Genomic DNA, 13,317 nt, shown 5'->3' with positions numbered 1-13,317 from the left:
AAATTGAAAATGCGCCCCCCTTTTCAAAAGTGGGGGTGCATCGTTATTCAATCTGGCTCAAGTAACTGACATGGTGCCAGTGACAAGTTCATAAAATCATGTTGATCAGCTTATACCCAATAGAAAGGAAAACCGGCTTATCCTCGGCTTTTGCTTTCACAAAGGCTTCATCACACCACGGTGAATATTCCGGCGGCTTTGAGCCACTAAATCCGATATATAGAGCCATGCAATCCGGGATTGAGATCCAGTGGTTTTAGAAGGAGAATCCGCTATCGAGAGCCCCCAAAGTAAGTATTACAATGAAATTGCGGTAATGCCGTAATACTTACGAAAGGGGGACATATTTATGTCCAAAGAAAAACAAATTTTGCAGCTTCGCACTAAGGGCTATAGCCAGCGGAGAATTGCGAATACCCTGAAAGTGTCCAGAAACACGGTGGCAAAGGTTTTTAAGGCGTTGCAGGACCATCCGGTTTTCAAAGATTCCCTGAATTCCTTGAACGATCAGGAACTGCGCCAACAGCTATTCCCAGAGGAATCACAGGTGCCTGTTCTTGTCACTCCTGATTACGATTACGTCCACAAGGAACTTTTGAAAAGCGGTGTGACACTAAAGCTCTTATGGGAAGAATACGTTGATACCTGCCGCCGTTCGGAAAAGCCTCCGTATTGTTACTGACGATCTGTAACGTCCAGCAATAGACGGTGTTAGTTGTCCGTGAATTGACGGACTTAGTGCCCACCGGCCCGGGGAAGGGAGAATTATAACAATTCTCCCTGGATAACCAACTTCACCATGTGATCATCAATAATCCGACGACCGTTTTGAGCTCCATAGAGCAAGCAATGGGTGCAGACTTTGTTAACAAGCCTGACTGCACCGCTGGAATACCGGAACACCTGATCAACCGCATTATCTGAAAAGATATCGTGTTCGGCACCGGCATAAGCCAGGTGCCGATTAATATATTCCCCGACTTGGGAACGGTCCAGGTGCGGCAGTTTACGCTTGGCGTCGCCGCGATAAAACTTGGCTTCACAGCCTAGCTGTTCCAATAGGCCCTTGTAGAAATGCCGGGGGGTAAGTTTGGAGTCCGCCAGATACATCACCATGAACATGGCCGGATTTAAAGAGGCCTTGAACAGGCGGATGGTGGTTGTTTTACCGGTACCGCAGTCACCGGTAACCACGGCGAAAAGTTGCCTACGGGCGGCATATTCCAATCGGCCCAGTGTCTCATCTAGCATCAGCGATTGGTACAACTGATCCGTTGGGATGTCCCGGGAGAACGGTGTTTTAGACAGGCCGTAGAAGGATTCAAACATGACTGTTATCCTCCTTGTTCACGGCTCTAAAAGAAATGGCTGGAGCCTGCTGCTCTTTACGCTGCTGGTTTTTCAGGGCGGCTGCAGCCAGGAGTCGCGACGATTCGGCGGGCTTGGGCTGCAGGTGTTCCGGCAGCGGGGGGCGTTTCCCGGCTCGCTGGCCGATTACTAACTGCCTAGCTGTCCAGGGTGCGTGCCCTTCATATTCAATAGTCAGTTCAGTGATGTTAGCGGGGTCGTAGATGACTTGCACTTTACACCCGATAAACGGCAGCCCGACTTCGTACTTATTGCCGTTAAAGCTGATGCAGCCAGCCTTGTCCACTTTCCGTTTTTCACAGTGCAAAAAGGCGTTAGCGATGGTTTGTGGATCCAAATACCTTAGTGCCTTGTTGTCACTGCGGTAGGCAGCATGCGGGCTGGCGCTACCATCTAGCCCGGAATGCGGCTTGTTGTGGTAGCACTCCTCCAGCCAGACCCAAAACAGCTCATTTAACTTGTCCAGCGATTGTGGTTTTTCCAGTTTGGCCTCGCCTAAGAAGGCGTCCACCACCCGGTTAAACCTTTCTACTTTACCGGTTGCCTCCGGAGAGTACGGTTTTGCAAATACTAGCCGGGTGCCTAATTTGCTGCAGGTGCGATGCATCCATTTAGTGCGATACTGGCTACCGTTGTCGAAATATACCGCTTCGGGAACTCCGTATTTGTGAATCGCTTTACGGAAGCAATCTTCTACAATGACCTGATCCAGCGTCGGGTAGAACTCGCCGTGCAGCACAAAGCGGGTGGCATCGTCGATGAAGGTGACCAGGTAGACCTGCTTTTTAGCGCCATCCTTGCCGATTGGCAGGTAGGGGCCGTATTTGATGTCGGAATGTACGAGCTGGTTGCGGTGCTTCTTTTGGAATCGCCGAGCCGCCACGCCGCTGTCGGAGTACATGCGCATCTGTCTTGTGCTGTAGCCTTTCTCGGCCAACTTCTCCTGCAGGGTGCTGCGTTTAATCCGCCCTTCCTGGATCAGCCCTTCCCATTCCATAATCTGAATGATCTGAGCGATGCTGCGACCGGGCACCTCACGACGCAACAGGATGGCCTGAGTTAGGATATTTGATGGTATAGCTTCTTCGGTTTGCCGGCCTTTGCCTTTAGGTTTTAGTCCCCTAAAGCCGACTGCCCGGTACTGGGCCAGGTATCTGCGCAGCGTACGCTCGGATAGTCCGGTCTGCTGGCAGATATCTTTCTTAATTTCCCTGATTTTGGCCGCATCAAGCCCGTCCGCTAGCAGCGGGGATAGTAGTTGCATCCGCTGAGCGGCAATCTCTTCGGCCTTTTGTTGGTCTTTCATGCTAAAACCCCCTAATTTTTAGGCTTAGCATGAGTTTATATCCTGACCGTCAGGACGGGAATGCAGAACGGGTATGTACCCAACAATTTGTGTTTGCCACTGATCGGACAACTCTGGCCAGCCAGCCGGTGGCGTTGCCAACATAGTCCCAAATCCTTGTGAGCGCAGACTGGGAAAGACAGGACGATTCTTTCACAGATTGGTTACCGAGTAAGGTAGCGATGGAGGCCAGGCAACCCAGGAAGTGATAATACATTTCACTAAACCAACTGCGCCAACGGCCTAATGTGGATTCGTCAGCGGTGACGGTCAGTGCGGTGTCTCCGGCTATGACCGCCTCAATGCTTTTTCTGCTGTGGCGTTTGTACGGGACGAGTATATCCGGAAGTTCGTGATGGATCCGACGGCAGTGTTCACAACGGAGCCGGCGAATGATGAGCACGATCTGATCGCCAAGGCCATTTATGTACTTGCGTTGCCGGCTGCCGATGACATCCAGTGGCCCGTTACAACAGGGACAGGGAATCTGCTCCGCGCTCTTTACAAAAAACACTTTTTTCAAGGTTTTCAATTAGCTCATATTCTGTTAAAATGACCATACGTGGTGGCGCCCCTGGTATTGCTGTTGCTGCAGCAGTACACCAAAAAAAGGGGCGTCTTTCCTTTCTTCATGATATGGTCATTATATATGGCAACTTCTGGACAGGCAACACCATTAGCTTTCGGGCATTACAGGGCGGCAGGAACAGCTTAGGCGCTCCATCAAAATACTCAAATCCAGTAATTTGGCCTTCAAGAAAGCTTTCTTCGTTCTGGCGGTAAAAGGCCCGACAATATATATCTGCACTGTAACACTCACGCATACAAAATAGGTTTACCTTGATTTTTTTGCCAACTAGGTAAATTGTCGCTTCGCCCCAGTCTATCTGTATTGCTTCCCCAGGTTCATATGATAATGGTATAAATACTTTTTTCTGCTTTTCTTTAAGCTTGGCTACTATCTCGCGTATCGTTGATTCGCCACCTTTAAAGCCTTTTTCGTCCACTAGTCGATCGTATATCCGCTTGGCAGTGTGCTTCTGTTTCTTTATATTCTCTGCTTCATCAGAGGCAAGGCAGCTTTTGATAAATTCCATAATTTCATCGGTTACCACGTACTGCTGGCGTCCACTTTTCCCTTGGCGTTCCCACGGCACGTGTGAACCATCGCAGTATTTCTTAACGGTATTACGTGATACCCGGAGTATTTTGGATATCGCTCTTTGTGATTTGCCTTCATGTTCATATAAATGCCGGATCTTTTCATAAATATCCACTTCAATTGACACCCTTTCACCCCCGCATAACAGCATTAGATCCTTCTAAATTATACGGGGTTTCTTTATTTGAAGTGGATCACTTTTTTCCTGGCGTTTCCCTCATTTATGGCTCACTTTTATTCTAGCGTTTATACAAAGAATTTATGGATTGGTTTGAACCGGCCTGGTCTTATCTCAGTGATACCGAGCAGCTGGTTTTAATGGAATTTTACATGAGTGATTCCCTGCGCTCAGGAGCAACGGCAAGACTACAGGTTAAGCTGGGGTACAGTGAGAGGTATGTTGATAAAATCCGTGGCCGTTCCCTGGGGAAACTGACAAAGATGTTGTATGGGGGTTAAAAGAGGACGGTTTACGTGCAGTCTATTTCACTTTGTCGGTGCTATAATAGTATTATCAAAAAATGCAAAGTATCGAAAAGCCCTTTGAGGAGTAATCCACGAGGGCTTTTTCTTATGCCTTTAAAGAACGGGGGAACAAAGTAAATGACTACAAAAATGGACAAAAAGAAATTATCTCAGCTTTATCAGCTGAATCGTGACTATAATAAATTGAGCCAAAAGCTGCTGGACCTTAAGTTTGAACAGGCCGACAGTGTTCTTAATGGCGGGGGCGTTACTGATCAGGAAGATCTGGAAGCAATGATCAGGGTGGTCAAAAAACAAAGGGACTTGGCCTTTACTTCTTGTCTGTATGAGTTAAAACGTATTTACCGTTATCTTGATACGGTGTCCGACAGCAGGATGCGCCTGATTTTATCTTTGAGATACATCAACGCTCTGTCGTGGAGCCAGGTGGCAGCTTGCATCAATAATGGCCTGACAGCTGATGATGTTAAAAAAATGCATGACAGATTTTTAAGTTAATAGCGATAGGAAGATGCTTTGGAGAATTTTTAGATAGCTACTTATGTTGGCGCAAATTTAACAACTCTTTTTCAATGCGGTAGAAAAAACAAGTTCCTATTTATGCTAAAAAGTTAATGATTTTATTAACCAATTGATAAAATAAGGAACCAGGGGTATAATGGTTTCAAATATACCTGGAAAGGTAATAATAATATTAACTTAATAGTAATTTTAGGAACTGGTGATGAAGATGAAGTATTATGAGAATTTTTTAAAACTTGAAGTGTTTAACTTCGAGGAAGCCCAAAAAGTGGTGGGGAGTAAAGAAAACGCCAAGGTTCTTTTAAACTCATATGTGAAAAAAGGCCTTGTTAAGCGGGTGCGCAGGAATTTATACTGTGCTGTAAACCTAGAACACAGAGAGGCCGCTGCTAATCGCTATTTAATAGGCAGCAAGATAAATAAAAGTGCTTACTTGACGTACAATTCGGCGTTTGATGTACACGGATTATCCCATCAGGTAAGCTCTGTGGTATATGTAGCATCTGGTATAAAAATATCTGACTTTGAATTTGAAGGTGTTTTATACAAGTACGTGGGTAAAAGAATCGATGAAGGGGTTATCCTTTATCGCTCAAATGAAAAGATAAAGCTTACAGACATCGAAAGAACGGTTGTTGATTCCATGGACAGAACAGATTATTGTGGGGGACCCCATGAGTTAGACGAAATACTCCAAATATGTCCTGTCCTTGATAATGATAAGCTGCTTAAATATCTAGAGGCTTATGGTAAAAAAGTTCTTTATAAAAAGGCAGGGTATTTCTTGGAGCGTCACCAGCAATCGCTTGGGATAAGCAATGAGCTATTGAGTTCGATGGAAAAAAGAACCGGGAAAATGAAAAAATATTTGAGTGAAGAGGCACGCAGCCGTGGTTTATTAATCAAACGGTGGGGCCTGATTGTCCCGGAGACTTTTGAAGAAAAAGGTGATTTATTTGTTTAACCCAGATAGAAAATACTATCTTTCTTTGTCCGAGAAATCAGGATTCCATAAAGATGTAATTGAGAAGGTTCATCGTTTAACAACCATACTTGAATTTATAAACAGCAATGCTTTTTTAAGAGATAGGTTGGTTTTGAAAGGTGGAACCGCTTTAAATCTTACTATCTTTAATTTGCCTAGGTTATCTGTTGATTTAGACTTTGATTTTCACACCTATGATGACCGGGAAACAGTGCTTAAAGAAAGAACAAAGGTAAAAGAGCTGTTGAGAGCGTATTTTGATAGAGAAGGGTATATAGTTTCCCAAAAGTCAAAAGATTACTTTGCTTTGGAGTCAATTGTAGTCGGCTACCAAAATAATGCAGGGAATCATGATAACATAAAAATTGAAATTAACTATTCATTAAGGAATCACATATTGCCAATAGCCAAAAGGAAAATAAATACAAGTTTATTTGGTGAATTAAGCGAAATAAGGACATTAAACGGTATTGAACTGATGGCTTCTAAAACAGCGGCCTTATTTAACCGTTTGGCAGCGAGGGACTTTTACGATTTATACAATGTAAAAAAATACGGTATTATCTCTGAGGAAGAGTATGATCTTTATTGTAAAGCGGTAGTTTTTTATGGGTCTATATCTGGTGATCAGGCTAAATTAAGCTTTTCTCCTAACCGAGTAGACGAGCTTACTGAGAAAAGGGTTTATCAAGATTTATATCCTATGCTAATAAAAAGCGAGCGACTTGATTTAGCTTATGCCAAATCTGAAGTAAAGGAGTTCCTATCTGACACGATAGTTATCACACCAGAGCAAAAAGAGTATCTGCAGCAATTTTTTCAAGGAAATTATAAGCCAGAACTTTTGTTCAGTGGTGAAATGTTGGAGAACATTAAAAACCATCCTATGGCAATTTGGAAAACGATGAAAAACAGGTGATAACCCATGCCCTGGAAACCAAAAACCATCTGCAGCTATCCCGGCTGCAGCGAGCTTTGCCATGACCGGTATTGCGCCAAACATAAAAAGCTGGTGGTAAGGGAGCAGAATAAATCCAACTCAAAAATCTACACCTACCGGTGGTGAAAAGCCAGCAAGACATTCTTAAAAGATAATCCTCTGTGCGTACACTGTCAGAAAGAAGGCAGGCTGACTCCGGCAATGGAGGTGGACCATATCATTCCTCATAACGGTGACATGAAACTCTTCTGGGACAGGAGCAACTGGCAGGCCCTCTGTAAAAAGTGCCACAGTGTAAAGACGGCAGCGGAGGATGGTGGATTCGGTAATAGAAAAACAACCTAATATTTTCAAATCAAAATAGATCGCTGTGGGTTCCAGTACGTGTTAAAGAAAGTGTTAAGATATCATTTTTCTAATCTTCAGCATTTAAGTCCTCCATAAGAGCACCAATGCTATCGAAGGTCTTGCTCGTATTTCGGTTGTTATTGACATCATCAATTGCCGCCAGCGTTTCTCTATTTGGTTTCTCTATACGGAGGTCAAAAGGAATACCGCCATAACGAACGGAGTAGCGGAGAAACATATTCATGGCCGTAGACATATTAAAGCCGAGTTCGTTAAAAATGGCTTCAGCTTTATTTTTTAAATCTGCATCAACCCGAACATTAATATTGGTTGTTTTAGACATAAAATCAACTCCTTTTGCAGCTATTATAAAACATTATATGCAGTTCGTCAATCGATTGTGCACTATTGTTTTACATCGTGTTGACAAACGCTTGGAATGTGTTATTTGATACACAGAACCATACCCCTAGGGGGGTCACATCTTACCAAACCCCGCAAACCCGCAACGCGCCAGGGTTTAACGTGATAATTCGCGATTGTTGTGCGGCGATGCCACCAAAACCGAAAAAGTGGCCCAGCGATAGGTTCAAGCAGTTTAGGGGTTAAAATTGTTTAACAATTTTATTGGATGGCTGCTTCACATGCTATTAAGTGGCAATTATGCAAATAAATTGTATGTAATTATTGTTTTCTGCATAAAATAGTAGTATAATTTATGCATATTAGAGGTGGATAAGGTAGGAGGATTATTACTATGGGAAAGTTTAATTACCATGCAATAGATGCGGAGCTTTACAAGCCAGATATCGTTAACCTTCTTTCTGCTATTCACGAGTATAAAGGCAAACAGGAACTTTTTATAGAGGCGCAACCTGATATTTTAGAAGCGATGCTTAAGGTTGCCAAGATTCAAAGTACCGGTGCCTCAAACCGAATTGAAGGAATTTATACTTCTGAAGCCCGGTTAAATGAGTTGGTTATTGAGGAAGCTGCACCGAGGACTCGAGATGAACAGGAAATAGCCGGATACCGTGAAGTATTAAATACCATACACGAAAACTATGAGTATATCCCTCTAACCCCCAATATTATTTTACAATTACATCGAGACTTGTATACTTATAGTCCAGCATCTGTGGGTGGGCGCTATAAAAATACTGATAACGTTATCGAGGAAGTAGATAGTAAAGGAAGCCACAGGATACGATTCCAGCCTTTACCGGCTTACGTTACAGCTGATGCCATGGAAGCACTTAGTAAGGAATTTTTAAAAGCCATTGACCGCAGTGAGATAGACCCATTAATACTTGTTTCAAAATTCATCTTGGATTTTCTCTGCATTCACCCCTTTAATGATGGTAATGGACGCATGAGCAGATTGTTGACACTTTTATTGCTTTACCAGCAGGGCTACATTGTTGGGAAGTATATCAGTATTGAAATGATTATTGAAAAAACCAAGGAAAGTTATTATGATGCGCTTGGGCAGAGTTCCAAAGGATGGCATGATGGGAAAAATAACTATGCTCCCTTTGTCAAATATTATCTAGGTGTTATTCTTTGTGCGTATAAGGAATTCGCTAGTAGGGTAGAAACAATTCGTAATAAAGGGCTTACGAAATTTGGGCGTATTCGCCATATTTTTTCAAATAAAGTGGGGAAAATCACAAAGGCAGAAATCGCCACCTTATGTCCGGATATAAGTATCACAACAATTGAAAAGGCACTTGCAGATTTGTTAAAAGAAGAATACATCATAAAAATTGCTGCCGGCCGCAGCACAGCCTATATCCGCAATCACGAATCACGAGAATAAACTGCCTATTAAAAGCGCAATCCGCATATTTAGGAGATTGATTTTATGCAGAAAAACATTTGATTATGCAGATAATTCTGGTCACTAATTCTATATCCAGGAGATGCAATGGTGAATGACAAATTAGATTTTATGGTTTACTGCAGATTTAGAAACAATAGCAGCTATGAATAAAATTGCCTGGACAACCCCGGAATCCGTAAAGACTTAACTATTGAGTAGATTTTCTTAAAAAACAAGAAAGAGCGATTGGTGCAACGGGATGTTTTTGGCTGTCAGTTAAGGGAACTTGACAACTTAGGCCTGATAATTAGGTTTCAGTTAGGAGTTGATGGTGGGGGTACCAAGTGTTGCTTATATTTTTTTAAAACCACATACATCGGAAGATAGGTAAACGGAGATGAGCTTTGCTTTAGCTCTAGGAACTACCGAATAACTCTTGGTAGGATTGGAGGGATTAGGGATGAAAAGAGATGTGTTGATTTGTGATGACCAGCAGGTTTTTATTGAGGAGTTTAAGCAGCGGCATGGTGGGTATTATGAAATACAGGAAGTAAATGATGTGGGGATGTTAGTTGATAAACTGTGTGATATGAAGCATCTGCCGGATTTGTTGTTACTGGATTTATATCATTCTCAAACACGAGGGGAGGATTTTGATCCAAAGCGGGAAGTGGCTGAACAGGAACTGGCCAGATTAGATGAGCAGATAAAAATCACTAAAGAGGCGGTAGAAGCAGCTTGGGAGCCGGTAGGGTTGGAGATCTTAAAAGATATTAGACAGAACTTTAGTGCTGAGGAATTGCCGGTTATTATTTACTCACAGCGAGGGCTTTTTCTGTTAGATGATGAAAAGGTGCGTTTAGTGGATGAATATGATGCGCACTGGTTATTAAAGCGACAGTTTGGAGCGTTTACGGAAAAGGTGCGTATGGATAGAGTAATGCGCGATGAACAAAAGACGACGTCATTGTTGAAAATTTACAACTGGGCGTTAATCATCAGTTGGAGTATTACGGCGATTCTCTTTGCTTTTTATGTGTTACCGATTGACTCTGTGTTGTTACAAATTGTAGTGGGATTGTTAGGTAGCCTTGCGGCAAATGTTTTGACTAATTATTGCAACAGGTTGACGAGGTACCGTTTAAGGGGTCAGGCTTAAACTTGTTTAAACTAACTGCAATATCTCACTGGTTGTATAATCATGATCAAGAATTAGTTATTTATACTATGGAGGGTTTAGAATCGGCTGTAGATTTTATGATGGATGCGCAAAACCAAGAAATTATTTATCCGGTTGTGCTCGGTTAGTTTTCGGGACTGGCTTTTGCCATTTCCAAAAACTGCCTAATGGGGGATAATTCCTTACTTGGGTGATATATTAACGCATTAAAGTAAAGCTTATATAGAAAAATCCTACTGGTGTGAACCATGCGGGGAGTTCGTTTGTTTTACATTAAAACACGCTTAATTTGCTTATTTAGTGTTTCCAAGCTGCCCCCCCAGCTGTCCTTCCACAGGTGCTCGGAATTTTATAACCCTAGAAGTTTTCGTAACGTTGCTTCTGGCCAGTACTTATTGGGAAATGTCATTGAACGTCCATCTTCTTTACGAAAAATCAATGCGGGCATATCGGAATTGTCATAAACCGCAATCTTATCACAGATAGCAATTAATCGCGGCAATAACTCAAACGCCCGAAAATAACGGGTTCGGATTTTACCTTCCGGTACGTTGTGTCCTCCGGCTGCATGACGGGCACGAACCCTGGATACATTGATGTTTACGTCGCGGGTTAATACATAAACGCATTGCACTTCGTATCCGCACGCTTTTGCCTTTTGCAATAGCAATAGATTTCGCTCAGTAGATAAAACCGTTTCAAACGTAAAGCTGAAGCTTTTGTCCAAAAAATCATTACGAAACGTTTCTGCTAGTTGCGCAGCTTCGAGGTCGGTTAGCTTGTACTCTCTTTTTAAGTCATCGGCGTTAATATATGCGCCATAGAGCTGAAAACCCTGTGTGACGGTTGTCTTGCCGGAACCATTCGGCCCGGCAAAAACCAGTACAACGGGATGTTTTTGGCTATCAACCATTAACGTACTCTCGTTTGCCGTCAGGGTATTCCAAATATGCCTGCTTGTTTTCAACATCATACCGCGCTATGGGCAAACCTGCCTGCTGCTTTTTTGCAATTTCACGCTTAACGGAAGCCGTAAACAAATCTGTAATTTCATGCGCCGAGTAACCTGCCGGACCAAAGCCGGAGCTTTTTGTGTTCACAGCAAATGGAATACCGCCTTCGTTGACCGCCTTACGTAAAAATACATTTAGTGCGGTGCTCATATTCATTCCAAGTTGGCTAAACAGGTTTTCAGCGTTTTTTTTCAGATTTTTATCAACACGGATTGTCACCTGTACATCGTTTTGTGCCTTCATATTCGGCATCTCCCTTCGATGTTTTAATGTTCTGTCTTCACTTGCTTGTATTATATGTATTGGCTTAAAAATAGTCAACTAATATACCGCTATTGTATGCTCGGGGAAGGTTTTGACCTAGCTTGCGCTATCCCCAAAACCTTCCGATTCTAATCCGGCAGTAATGTGCGTGGGTGCCCGGTAGCGGGCATTCCTACTGCGATATTGCTGAGGTAATACATTAACGCGTTAAAGCAAAGGGTAGAAAAACCTTACCGGTGTGAGCCGTGCGGGGAGTTCTTTTGTTCCACATATCGCCCCATTATCGGAGCATCAATTTGGCAGTAAAGAACAATCGCATAAAAACCAAAAAATTATAATCCATACCGAGCGGCGGAGTTGATACCAAAAGCTACCCCATAGCCGGATGATCGCTAAACATTTAGCGGTTATCCGGCTATTTTTTTTGTCCTTTTTTCGGTTTCGGCTCCTTCCCCACAAAACCTGAAAGGAGGAGTTGGCAAATGACCAGAGTTGTAAAAGTTGGTCGGGAATCGGTGCCCGTAAGCGAAGAGGTTTACCGGGAGTATTACCGCCTAGCCCGGCGAGAGAGGTATATGGAAAGGGATATCAAGGTGGGACGCATTGAGGCTGATTCCATCGGCGAAACTGTGGTTTTCATGCCGGTAAAGAGGATTCCATCAACCGGTTGGAGGGCGGGAAGTCGGATCCCGATGCTTATATCAAAAGTAATACACATTGGCAGGGGGCTGGATTAAGAGCTATTAATGTTGTATTATAATGAAAAATTTTAAATTATTAATGGAAAAATGGGAGGAAAAACATGTCGTGGCTTTTATTCGATTACCCCAGGTGAGGTACTGTTAAAAAAGCCAAGGATTGGCTTTACAAAAAAGGTATCGTCTATCAGACTCGTCATATTGTGCACGAGCGACCCACCCGGGAGGAAATGATTGATTTGCATCAGAAGAGTGGCTTAGAGATAGAAAAGTTATTTAACACCAGAGGGGCAAAATACAAAGAACTTGGGTTAAAAGATATTATAAAGACCGCAAAGGAGGAGGATTTATACGACTTTCTAGCCTCCGACGGTATGCTGGTTAAACGCCCCATATTAACTAACGGTGAAAAAGTGCTGATTGGTTTTAAAGAAAAGGATTGGGAGGAAGCGTTTGCTCAATACGGCCAATAGCGGGAACACCAAGCCCGGCATTTGAGATGAACCAATCCGGCAAGCGCCTGTCCCTAACTGGTACAAGGGGGATAAGTCAAGAGGAGATCGGTTTTTTAATGGATGGTAAAAATAGAAAAGATATTTATGCGGGAATAACTGTGGATATTGTTTTGAAAAAAGATCAGAGGACGGGAAAAAGGACGCGCGGAGTCGTTAAAGATATTTTGACAAAATCTCCGACACATCCCAGAGGAATAAAGGTAAGACTCATGGATGGGCAAATTGGAAGAGTGTAAACTGTTTATGGTTTGAAAGGAGGTCTTCAAATGAATCAATTAAAAGACACAAGATGGAGACAGCGATTCATTAATTTTGAAAAATCGTTCCAATCATTAAGTAAATATATTGATCAGCCCATCAATACAGAAATAGAACGAGCCGGCATTATACAATTATTTGAAATTGCTTTTGAACTGTCATGGAAACTGATGAAAGACTATCTTGAAGCTTTAGGCTTTAGCCCGAAAAGCCCTAGAGAAACAATAAAACAAGCTTATCAAACAGGGTTAATTGAGGACGGACATATTTGGATTGATGCTCTGGCGGATAGAAATTTAATTGTTCATACTTATGATGAAAATCTGGCGAAAAGAATGACTGGGGATATCGTTCTGGCTTATTTCCCTGAATTAAAAAAACTGTATGCAAAACTAATTGAGGAGTTATGAA

General features: G+C 42.7%; 21 protein-coding genes. 13 read left to right on the top strand and 8 right to left on the bottom strand.

Annotated elements, in window-relative coordinates:
* Window positions 1-88 precede the first annotated feature (88 nt).
* The gene (locus tag ABDB91_RS18825; protein WP_347489258.1) at window positions 89-229 is read right to left on the bottom strand and encodes a DUF255 domain-containing protein; all 141 of its coding nucleotides are present in this window, start codon (window positions 227-229) and stop codon (window positions 89-91) included.
* Between the two features lie 120 nt (window positions 230-349).
* Between ABDB91_RS18825 and ABDB91_RS18820 the strand changes: the two genes are divergently transcribed.
* Entirely contained in the window at window positions 350-682 is a 333-nt protein-coding gene (locus tag ABDB91_RS18820; protein WP_347489257.1) for a helix-turn-helix domain-containing protein, read from the top strand.
* 83 nt (window positions 683-765) lie between these two features.
* Here the strand turns inward: ABDB91_RS18820 and ABDB91_RS18815 are convergent, their stop codons facing one another.
* From ABDB91_RS18815 to ABDB91_RS18805, 3 genes are read right to left on the bottom strand one after another with little or no spacing between them, the layout of a single operon-like run.
* On the bottom strand, window positions 766-1,329 hold the full coding sequence (locus ABDB91_RS18815) for an AAA family ATPase (RefSeq protein WP_347489256.1): 564 nt from the start codon (window positions 1,327-1,329) through the stop codon (window positions 766-768).
* On the bottom strand, window positions 1,322-2,674 hold the full coding sequence (locus ABDB91_RS18810) for a DDE-type integrase/transposase/recombinase (protein ID WP_347487742.1): 1,353 nt from the start codon (window positions 2,672-2,674) through the stop codon (window positions 1,322-1,324). The genes ABDB91_RS18815 and ABDB91_RS18810 overlap by 8 nt, the downstream gene beginning before the upstream one ends.
* A 49-nt stretch (window positions 2,675-2,723) precedes the next feature.
* The gene (locus ABDB91_RS18805) at window positions 2,724-3,140 is read right to left on the bottom strand and encodes a DUF6431 domain-containing protein (protein ID WP_347491526.1); all 417 of its coding nucleotides are present in this window, start codon (window positions 3,138-3,140) and stop codon (window positions 2,724-2,726) included.
* Between ABDB91_RS18805 and ABDB91_RS18800 the strand changes: the two genes are divergently transcribed.
* Window positions 3,069-3,269 (top strand): hypothetical protein, encoded by a 201-nt coding sequence (locus ABDB91_RS18800; protein ID WP_347491677.1) that lies wholly within the window; start codon window positions 3,069-3,071, stop codon window positions 3,267-3,269. The two genes, ABDB91_RS18805 and ABDB91_RS18800, sit on opposite strands and share 72 nt — an antisense overlap.
* Before the next feature lie 73 nt (window positions 3,270-3,342).
* Here the strand turns inward: ABDB91_RS18800 and ABDB91_RS18795 are convergent, their stop codons facing one another.
* Entirely contained in the window at window positions 3,343-4,002 is a 660-nt protein-coding gene (locus ABDB91_RS18795; RefSeq protein ID WP_347489255.1) for a hypothetical protein, read from the bottom strand.
* Between the two features lie 476 nt (window positions 4,003-4,478).
* Here ABDB91_RS18795 and ABDB91_RS18790 point away from each other — a divergent pair, with 476 nt between their 5' ends.
* The 5 genes from ABDB91_RS18790 to ABDB91_RS18770 all read left to right on the top strand — a co-directional run bounded on the left by ABDB91_RS18790 (window position 4,479) and on the right by ABDB91_RS18770 (window position 7,153).
* Window positions 4,479-4,859, top strand: a complete 381-nt coding sequence (locus ABDB91_RS18790; RefSeq protein ID WP_347489254.1) for a hypothetical protein — start codon at window positions 4,479-4,481, stop codon at window positions 4,857-4,859.
* 232 nt (window positions 4,860-5,091) lie between these two features.
* Window positions 5,092-5,847 carry a hypothetical protein gene (locus ABDB91_RS18785; protein WP_347489253.1) on the top strand — a complete coding sequence of 252 codons (756 nt, stop codon included), beginning with the start codon at window positions 5,092-5,094 and terminating at the stop codon, window positions 5,845-5,847.
* Window positions 5,840-6,787, top strand: a complete 948-nt coding sequence (locus tag ABDB91_RS18780; protein WP_347489252.1) for a nucleotidyl transferase AbiEii/AbiGii toxin family protein — start codon at window positions 5,840-5,842, stop codon at window positions 6,785-6,787. Before ABDB91_RS18785 ends, ABDB91_RS18780 begins: the two co-directional genes overlap by 8 nt.
* Window positions 6,788-6,793: 6 nt before the next feature.
* On the top strand, window positions 6,794-6,934 hold the full coding sequence (locus ABDB91_RS18775) for a hypothetical protein (protein WP_347489251.1): 141 nt from the start codon (window positions 6,794-6,796) through the stop codon (window positions 6,932-6,934).
* A gap of 33 nt (window positions 6,935-6,967) precedes the next feature.
* Window positions 6,968-7,153, top strand: coding sequence for an HNH endonuclease (locus tag ABDB91_RS18770; RefSeq protein WP_347491662.1), 186 nt, complete (start codon window positions 6,968-6,970; stop codon window positions 7,151-7,153).
* Window positions 7,154-7,223: 70 nt separating this feature from the next.
* Here ABDB91_RS18770 and ABDB91_RS18765 read toward each other — a convergent pair whose 3' ends face one another.
* On the bottom strand, window positions 7,224-7,499 hold the full coding sequence (locus tag ABDB91_RS18765) for a type II toxin-antitoxin system RelB/DinJ family antitoxin (RefSeq protein WP_347489250.1): 276 nt from the start codon (window positions 7,497-7,499) through the stop codon (window positions 7,224-7,226).
* Between the two features lie 414 nt (window positions 7,500-7,913).
* Here ABDB91_RS18765 and ABDB91_RS18760 point away from each other — a divergent pair, with 414 nt between their 5' ends.
* Window positions 7,914-8,975, top strand: coding sequence for a Fic family protein (locus ABDB91_RS18760; protein ID WP_347489249.1), 1,062 nt, complete (start codon window positions 7,914-7,916; stop codon window positions 8,973-8,975).
* A gap of 463 nt (window positions 8,976-9,438) precedes the next feature.
* Window positions 9,439-10,137, top strand: a complete 699-nt coding sequence (locus ABDB91_RS18755) for a hypothetical protein (protein WP_347489248.1) — start codon at window positions 9,439-9,441, stop codon at window positions 10,135-10,137.
* 370 nt (window positions 10,138-10,507) lie between these two features.
* On the opposite strand, the gene ABDB91_RS18750 is transcribed toward ABDB91_RS18755, so the two are convergent.
* Window positions 10,508-11,071, bottom strand: a complete 564-nt coding sequence (locus ABDB91_RS18750; protein WP_347489247.1) for a zeta toxin family protein — start codon at window positions 11,069-11,071, stop codon at window positions 10,508-10,510.
* Window positions 11,064-11,414 (bottom strand): type II toxin-antitoxin system RelB/DinJ family antitoxin, encoded by a 351-nt coding sequence (locus ABDB91_RS18745; protein ID WP_347489246.1) that lies wholly within the window; start codon window positions 11,412-11,414, stop codon window positions 11,064-11,066. The genes ABDB91_RS18750 and ABDB91_RS18745 overlap by 8 nt, the downstream gene beginning before the upstream one ends.
* Window positions 11,415-11,917: 503 nt before the next feature.
* On the opposite strand from ABDB91_RS18745, the gene ABDB91_RS18740 reads away from it, so the two are divergent.
* The 4 genes from ABDB91_RS18740 to ABDB91_RS18725 all read left to right on the top strand — a co-directional run bounded on the left by ABDB91_RS18740 (window position 11,918) and on the right by ABDB91_RS18725 (window position 13,316).
* Entirely contained in the window at window positions 11,918-12,172 is a 255-nt protein-coding gene (locus ABDB91_RS18740; RefSeq protein WP_347489245.1) for a hypothetical protein, read from the top strand.
* A gap of 65 nt (window positions 12,173-12,237) precedes the next feature.
* Window positions 12,238-12,606, top strand: coding sequence for a Spx/MgsR family RNA polymerase-binding regulatory protein (locus ABDB91_RS18735; protein ID WP_347489244.1), 369 nt, complete (start codon window positions 12,238-12,240; stop codon window positions 12,604-12,606).
* Between the two features lie 98 nt (window positions 12,607-12,704).
* Window positions 12,705-12,884 (top strand): YwbE family protein, encoded by a 180-nt coding sequence (locus ABDB91_RS18730; RefSeq protein WP_347489243.1) that lies wholly within the window; start codon window positions 12,705-12,707, stop codon window positions 12,882-12,884.
* Window positions 12,885-12,914: 30 nt separating this feature from the next.
* Complete coding sequence (locus tag ABDB91_RS18725; protein ID WP_347489242.1) at window positions 12,915-13,316, top strand: nucleotidyltransferase substrate binding protein; 402 nt, start codon at window positions 12,915-12,917, stop codon at window positions 13,314-13,316.
* Window position 13,317 lies beyond the last annotated feature (1 nt).

This window comes from Desulfoscipio sp. XC116 (assembly GCF_039851975.1).
Lineage (GTDB): Bacteria > Bacillota > Desulfotomaculia > Desulfotomaculales > Desulfallaceae > Sporotomaculum.
The sequence above is the reverse complement of the archived record's forward strand: the minus strand, read 5'-3'. Positions and strand labels throughout refer to the sequence as shown.

Coding starts and splice junctions, on each gene's coding strand:
- ABDB91_RS18820 (WP_347489257.1), top strand. CDS start 350: ATGTCCAAAGAAAAACAAATTTTGCAGCTTCGCACTAAGGGCTATAGC.
- ABDB91_RS18765 (WP_347489250.1), bottom strand. CDS start 7,499: ATGTCTAAAACAACCAATATTAATGTTCGGGTTGATGCAGATTTAAAA.
- ABDB91_RS18750 (WP_347489247.1), bottom strand. CDS start 11,071: ATGGTTGATAGCCAAAAACATCCCGTTGTACTGGTTTTTGCCGGGCCG.
- ABDB91_RS18825 (WP_347489258.1), bottom strand. CDS start 229: ATGGCTCTATATATCGGATTTAGTGGCTCAAAGCCGCCGGAATATTCA.
- ABDB91_RS18810 (WP_347487742.1), bottom strand. CDS start 2,674: ATGAAAGACCAACAAAAGGCCGAAGAGATTGCCGCTCAGCGGATGCAA.
- ABDB91_RS18730 (WP_347489243.1), top strand. CDS start 12,705: ATGGATGGTAAAAATAGAAAAGATATTTATGCGGGAATAACTGTGGAT.
- ABDB91_RS18790 (WP_347489254.1), top strand. CDS start 4,479: ATGACTACAAAAATGGACAAAAAGAAATTATCTCAGCTTTATCAGCTG.
- ABDB91_RS18785 (WP_347489253.1), top strand. CDS start 5,092: ATGAAGTATTATGAGAATTTTTTAAAACTTGAAGTGTTTAACTTCGAG.
- ABDB91_RS18800 (WP_347491677.1), top strand. CDS start 3,069: ATGGATCCGACGGCAGTGTTCACAACGGAGCCGGCGAATGATGAGCAC.
- ABDB91_RS18745 (WP_347489246.1), bottom strand. CDS start 11,414: ATGAAGGCACAAAACGATGTACAGGTGACAATCCGTGTTGATAAAAAT.
- ABDB91_RS18740 (WP_347489245.1), top strand. CDS start 11,918: ATGACCAGAGTTGTAAAAGTTGGTCGGGAATCGGTGCCCGTAAGCGAA.
- ABDB91_RS18755 (WP_347489248.1), top strand. CDS start 9,439: ATGAAAAGAGATGTGTTGATTTGTGATGACCAGCAGGTTTTTATTGAG.
- ABDB91_RS18760 (WP_347489249.1), top strand. CDS start 7,914: ATGGGAAAGTTTAATTACCATGCAATAGATGCGGAGCTTTACAAGCCA.
- ABDB91_RS18815 (WP_347489256.1), bottom strand. CDS start 1,329: ATGTTTGAATCCTTCTACGGCCTGTCTAAAACACCGTTCTCCCGGGAC.
- ABDB91_RS18725 (WP_347489242.1), top strand. CDS start 12,915: ATGAATCAATTAAAAGACACAAGATGGAGACAGCGATTCATTAATTTT.
- ABDB91_RS18775 (WP_347489251.1), top strand. CDS start 6,794: ATGCCCTGGAAACCAAAAACCATCTGCAGCTATCCCGGCTGCAGCGAG.